The sequence below is a fragment of the Catellatospora sp. NPDC049609 genome, from assembly GCF_040675365.1.
Classification (GTDB): Bacteria; Actinomycetota; Actinomycetes; order Mycobacteriales; family Micromonosporaceae; genus Catellatospora.
In genome coordinates this window covers 1-6233 of sequence record NZ_JBFAOU010000285.1, presented here as the reverse complement: position 1 = coordinate 6233, position 6233 = coordinate 1, and the positions used below count along the sequence as shown (strand labels likewise).

Genomic DNA, 6233 nt, shown 5'->3' with positions numbered 1-6233 from the left:
CCACGCCCCACACCCCCCGCGCCCCGCCCGCGGCCCGGCTCTGTTGGGAAGGGACTTCAGGCGGGATTCTTCTGCTGTTTCACCTGGTCAAACGAGTGGAGCCGGACCAGGTTCCGGGCGCCCGCCCGATTTGCGGCGATCAGGCGCCGAGCCGGCGGGCCAGGTTGGTGTCGAGGGTGTTCATGAACTCCTCGGTGGTCTGCCACGGCGCGTCCCGCGAGATCAGCAGCGCGAGGTCCTTGGTCATCGCGCCGCCCTCGACGGTCTCGATGATGACCTGCTCCAGCGTGTTCGCGAAGTTGGTCACCTCCGGGGTGCCGTCCAGCTTGCCGCGGTGGGCCAGGCCCCGGGTCCAGGCGAAGATCGACGCGATCGGGTTGGTCGACGTCTTCTCGCCCTTCTGCCACTGGCGGTAGTGCCGGGTGACCGTGCCGTGCGCGGCCTCGGCCTCGACGGTCTTGCCGTCGGGCGTCATCAGCACGGAGGTCATCAGGCCCAGCGAGCCGAAGCCCTGCGCCACGGTGTCGGACTGCACGTCACCGTCGTAGTTCTTGCACGCCCAGACGAAGCCGCCCTCCCACTTGAGCGCGGCGGCGACCATGTCGTCGATGAGCCGGTGCTCGTAGGTGATGCCGGCGGCCTCGAACTCGCTCTTGAACTCGGTCTCGAAGACCTCGGCGAAGATGTCCTTGAACCGGCCGTCGTACGCCTTCAGGATCGTGTTCTTGGTCGACAGGTAGACCGGGTAGTTGCGGGCCAGGCCGTAGCGCAGCGAAGCGCGCGCGAAGTCCCGGATCGACTCGTCGAAGTTGTACATGCCCATGGCGACGCCGCCGTCGGCGAAGTCGGCGACGGTGAGCTCCATCGGCGCCGAGCCGTCGGCCGGCTGGTAGGTGATGGTGACCTTGCCGGGGCCGGGCACCACGAAGTCGGTGGCCTTGTACTGGTCGCCGTGGGCGTGACGGCCGATGACGATCGGCTTGGTCCAGCCCGGCACCAGCCGCGGCACGTTGCTCATGATGATCGGCTCGCGGAACACGACGCCGCCGAGGATGTTGCGGATGGTGCCGTTCGGCGACTTCCACATCTTCTTCAGGCCGAACTCGGCGACCCGGGCCTCGTCCGGGGTGATGGTGGCGCACTTGACGCCGACGCCGTGGCGCTTGATGGCGTTGGCGGCGTCGATGGTCACCTGGTCGTCGGTGGCGTCCCGGTGCTCCATGCCCAGGTCGTAGTACTCCAGCTCCACGTCGAGGTAGGGCAGGATCAGCTGCTCCCGGATCTGCTTCCAGATGATCCGGGTCATCTCGTCGCCGTCGAGCTCGACGACCGGGTTGTTTACCTTGATCTTCGCCATCGCGCTGGCGCTCCTCTAACCTCTGGCGTCCGGCTGCAGAGGGCCGGGCGGCGGTCACGTCTAGCAGTACGAGCGTACTGCCAACTCGACCTGCCGCAACTCCCAGGGTCGGGTGCCCCACGTCACCACGCCCGCCCGTGCGGACCGCTCGGCCGCGGAAGATCGCTGCTTCGTGCCATGATCCGTGGCCAAACCGCAGATCATGGCACGAAACAGCGATCACGCCCGCGACAGCACCCGACGCCGGACCGCGGCCCGGACAGCGGCCCGGCCCAGCCGGCGGATGGGCTCAGCTCCAGGTGATCTCGCCGCGACCCGCCTCGGCCAGGGCGGCCTTGATCTGCGAGAACGGCTTGCTGCCCAGGAAGCCCGCCGGGTTCATCGGGCTCGGGTGGCCGGCCTCCAGCACCACGTGGTGCGGGTTGCGCACGAGCGCCGCCTTCTTGCGGGCGTAGGCCCCCCACAGCACGAAGACCACCCGATACGGCGAGTCGTTGACAGCCTTGATCGCGGCGTCGGTGAACGCCTCCCAGCCCTGGTTGGCGTGGCTGCCGGGCTTGACGCCCACGGTCAGCACCGCGTTGAGCATGAGCACGCCCTGGCTGGCCCACGGGGTCAGGTCGCCGTTGCGCGGCGGCTCGACACCGAGGTCGTCCCGGAGCTCCTTGTACACGTTGCGCAGGCTCGGCGGCACGGTCACGCCGGGGCGCACGCTGAAGCTCAGGCCGTGCGCCTGGCCGGGCTTGAAGTACGGGTCCTGGCCCAGGATGAGCACGCGGGTGTGCGCGGGCGAGGTGAGCCGGAACGCGGTGAACAGGTCCTCCTGCGGGGGATACACCGTCTCGGTGGCGTAGGCGTTCTCCACGAACGCCGACAGCCGCGCGGTGGCCTCGAGGTCCAGGTGCGGCTTCATCACGTCACGCCACTCGGCGGGCAGCAGGTCGAGCAGGTCCAATGCCATGCCGGACACCCTAGTGCCCACATCCGACAACCGCGCGGCTCCGTCCCCGCGCCGCGGTTTGCCCCACCTGACCTGCGGGTATGCCCTGACGTGCAGACTTTTCTGCCCTATCCGGACTTCGCGCTGAGCGCGGGCACGCTCGACCCGCGGCGGCTGGGCAAGCAGCGGGTGGAGACCATCCAGGTGCTGCGCGGCCTGATCGTCGTCGGATACGGCTGGCGGCACCACCCCGCGGTGAAGATGTGGGCCGGGTACGAGGAGGCCCTGGTCCGCTACGGCCTGGACATGTGCGCCGCCTGGTCGGCGGGCGACCGCGCGGACACCTGCGCCGCCACCCTGCTGACCGACCTCCGGGCGGCCTGCGGCATCGCCGCGGTACGCCCCCAGCCCGCGCTCGCCGCGACCGGCGACCTGCCGCCGTGGCTGGGCGACGAGGCGTTCCACGCCGGCCACCGCGCCGCGCTGCTGCGCAAGGATCCGGAGTTCTACCGGCCGCTGTTCGGCGACGAGCCGACCGGCCTGCCGTACGTCTGGCCGGCCTCGGACCGCCCTCCGGGGTGCCAGGGGCGTTAAGAAGGGCACCTTCCACCACGCATGGCGTTAGGAAGGTGCCCTTCCTTTCAGTGGCGGGTCAGAGGCCGGCTACGTCGGACTGCTTGGCGCGGACGGCCTCGGCGGCCTCCTTGAGGCCGGCCAGCTCGGACTCGGTGAGGTCGGTCAGGACGACCTTGCGGGCGCCGGTCGCACCGATCTCGGCCTCGACGCCGAGGTAGACGCCGGAGATGCCGTACTCGCCGTCGACCCACGCGCAGACCGGCATGACCTCGCCGGAGTCCTCGGCCACGGCCTTGGCCATGCGGGCCGCGGCGGCCGACGGGGCGTAGTACGCCGAGCCGGTCTTGAGCAGCGCGACGACCTCGGCACCGCCGTTGCGGGTGCGGGTGACCAGCTCCTCGATCTTCTCGGCGGGCAGCAGCTCGGACAGCGGCTTGCCGTTCACGGTGCAGCGCGACGGGACCGGCACCATGGTGTCGCCGTGCGAGCCCAGGGTCAGCGTCTTCACCGAGCCGACCGGGACGTTCAGCTCCTCGGCGACGAAGTGGGTGAAGCGGGCGGTGTCCAGCATGCCCGCCTGGCCGATGACCCGGTTCTTCGGGAACTGGGTGGCGATCTGGGCGAGCGCGGTCATCTCGTCGAGCGGGTTCGACACGACGATGACGACGGCGTTCGGGGCGTGCTTGGCGACCTGCTCGGCCACGCCGCGCACGATCTTCGCGTTGACCCCGAGCAGGTCCATACGGCTCATGCCCGGCTTGCGCGGCAGGCCCGCGGTGATCACGACGATGTCGGAGCCGGCGATGGCCTCGTAGCCGGACCCGTCGACCCCGGTGGTCGCGCCGACGACCTTGGTCTCGAAGCCCTCGATGGAGCGCGACTGGTTGAGGTCGAGCGCGAGGCCCTCGGGCTTGCCCTCGATGATGTCGGTCAGCACGACGGTCTCGAAGACGTCGTACTCGGCCAGGCGCTGCGCGGTGGTCGAGCCGTAGAAACCGGCGCCGACGACGGTGACCTTCTTGCCCATTGGCACATACTCCCTGCTGGCGGACGTCTGGCGATGACCAGCGCGGTCCTGTGACGAAGGTGTAACGAATCGCACCATAGCCCGCGGCCTCCATCGACGGCCGTTGGGGTGCGCCGGGTGTGGGCTGGAGCGCGGACCGGGCCTTCCCGGCCACGTCGCCAGGGACCGGCCCCCGGCCATCGTCCCCCTGCTCCGCCCGATTGCCGCGGAAAACCACGGATCCTGCCGGGGCGGGCGGTACCTGCCACGCTGACCGGCGTCGATCGTTTGGCCCTTTAGCTGCGGAACTAACTGTGGGTAACAGTGTTATAGATCACCGTGTGGGCTTGATGGCAGGATCTTCCAGTATCCGGGACGCCTTTTGGGGGCAAATCGGGCGAGGGGCGGTCCCACAATGTGACAGCTCGTTGTCGTTCCGGTCACGCTTTGAATCGGGCATACTGGCTTAGTTCCGCCCATACAGCAGTCTGCTCTCTAATACCAGAACTGGTCAGCGACCCGCAAGTAGTCTCCCCTTAGACTGTTGCGAATCTGCAACCCATGGGTTTGGTGCCGAGCCGAGCTTCGTCCTACCTTTGCCGCACGTTGCACTGCGTGACAACGGCAGGTCAGCCTGCCGACTGTTGGTGCGGCGTAGGAGATGAGGAGGCTCAATGCAGGTCCGCAGGCTCGCCGCCTGGGCCGCTCTCCCGCTTGCTGTCACTCTCGGCCTCACGGCCTGTGGCAAGAGCGGTGGCAGCGACTCGGGAAGCGCCAACCAGAACGGCGTTGTTTCGATCGGTATTTCCGAACCGAAGCACCTGATCCCCACGAACACGGCCGAGACCGGCGGTTCGCAGGTGCTCTCCGCGCTGTTCGCCCCCCTGGTCGACTTCGACGAGGCCAACAAGCCCTTCGAGGTCGCGGCCCAGGAGATCACCACCACCGACAACAAGACGTGGACGATCAAGCTGAAGGACGGCTGGACGTTCCACAACGGCGAGCCGGTGACCGCCGACAGCTACATCAACGCCTGGAACTACGGCGCCTACGGCCCGAACGCCCAGGACAACAACTACTTCTTCGACAAGGTCGAGGGCTACAAGGCCATGAACCCGGCCGAGGCCACCGCCAAGCCGGAGGCCGACACCCTCAGCGGTCTGAAGAAGGTCGACGAGAACACCTTCACGGTCACCCTGAGCGCGCCGTTCAGCGAGTTCAAGTCGCTGCTGGGCTACACCGCGTTCTACCCGCTGCCCAAGGCCGCGTGGGAGAACGACACCGCCAGCCCGCTGGTCCTCAAGAAGGACTTCGAGCAGGCCCCGGTCGGCAACGGTCCCTTCAAGATCAAGGGCACCTGGCAGCACGACTCGCAGGTCGAGGTCGAGAAGTACGACGCGTTCGCGGGCACCAAGCCGCACATCGGCGGCGCCCTGTTCAAGATCTACCAGAACAGCGACGCCGAGTACGCCGACCTGCTGGCGAACAACCTCGACGTGGTGAAGCAGATCCCCACCGAGAGCCTGTCCACCGTGCAGGGCGACCTGGGCGACCGCTTCCAGCAGTCCCCCTCGTCGAGCTTCACCTTCCTGGCGTTCCCGACGTTCGACCCGCGTTTCAAGGACGTCGACGTGCGCAAGGCGATCTCGATGGCGATCGACCGTGAGGAGATCGCGAACAAGATCTTCCAGGGTTCGCAGAAGGCGGCGTACTCCTTCACCTCGCCGGTCGTCGCGGGCTACCGCGACAAGACCTGCGGCACGGCGTGCGAGTTCAACCCGACCGAGGCGAAGTCGCTCTACGAGTCCGCCAAGGGCCCGAAGACGCTGAACATCAGCTACAACGCCGACGGCCCGCACAAGCAGTGGGTCGAGGCCACCTGCAACCAGCTGAAGGCCAACCTGGGCGTGGAGTGCGCGGCCACCCCGGAGCCGAAGTTCGCCGACCTGCTCACGAAGGTCAAGGCGAAGGAAGACGTCGGCATGTTCCGCCTGGGCTGGGCCTTCGACTACCCGTCGATGGAGAACTACCTGGGCCCGCTGTACGCGACCGGTGGTTCGTCGAACTACTACGGCTACAGCAACCCGGAGTTCGACAGCCTGGTCAAGGCCGGCACCGAGGCTCCGACCGCCGAGGAGGCCATCAAGAAGTACCAGGAGGCCGAGGACATCCTCGCCAAGGACCTGCCGGTCCTGCCCCTGCGCTTCGGCCAGAACGTCTTCGGTCACTCGACCAAGGTGAAGAACGTCGCGATCGACCTGTTCACCCGGGTCGACCTCAACAAGATCGAGTCTGTCGGCTGACCCGCTGACAACCTGATCGACGGTGGTGGTGCCGGTCCCGATCGGACCGGC

General features: G+C 67.9%; 5 protein-coding genes. 2 read left to right on the top strand and 3 right to left on the bottom strand.

Annotated features, from left to right (window positions below):
* Window positions 1-139: 139 nt before the first annotated feature.
* The gene (locus tag AB0J67_RS38400) at window positions 140-1357 is read right to left on the bottom strand and encodes an NADP-dependent isocitrate dehydrogenase (RefSeq protein WP_363490297.1); all 1218 of its coding nucleotides are present in this window, start codon (window positions 1355-1357) and stop codon (window positions 140-142) included.
* Window positions 1358-1646: 289 nt separating this feature from the next.
* Window positions 1647-2318, bottom strand: a complete 672-nt coding sequence (locus AB0J67_RS38395) for a uracil-DNA glycosylase (RefSeq protein ID WP_363490295.1) — start codon at window positions 2316-2318, stop codon at window positions 1647-1649.
* A gap of 90 nt (window positions 2319-2408) precedes the next feature.
* Here AB0J67_RS38395 and AB0J67_RS38390 point away from each other — a divergent pair, with 90 nt between their 5' ends.
* Window positions 2409-2891: an MSMEG_6728 family protein gene (locus tag AB0J67_RS38390; protein ID WP_363490293.1), complete on the top strand. Its 483-nt coding sequence runs from the start codon at window positions 2409-2411 to the stop codon at window positions 2889-2891.
* 58 nt (window positions 2892-2949) lie between these two features.
* Here the strand turns inward: AB0J67_RS38390 and mdh are convergent, their stop codons facing one another.
* Window positions 2950-3900 carry a malate dehydrogenase gene (mdh, locus tag AB0J67_RS38385; RefSeq protein ID WP_363490291.1) on the bottom strand — a complete coding sequence of 317 codons (951 nt, stop codon included), beginning with the start codon at window positions 3898-3900 and terminating at the stop codon, window positions 2950-2952.
* Between the two features lie 653 nt (window positions 3901-4553).
* On the opposite strand from mdh, the gene AB0J67_RS38380 reads away from it, so the two are divergent.
* Window positions 4554-6182, top strand: a complete 1629-nt coding sequence (locus AB0J67_RS38380) for an ABC transporter substrate-binding protein (protein ID WP_363490289.1) — start codon at window positions 4554-4556, stop codon at window positions 6180-6182.
* Window positions 6183-6233 lie beyond the last annotated feature (51 nt).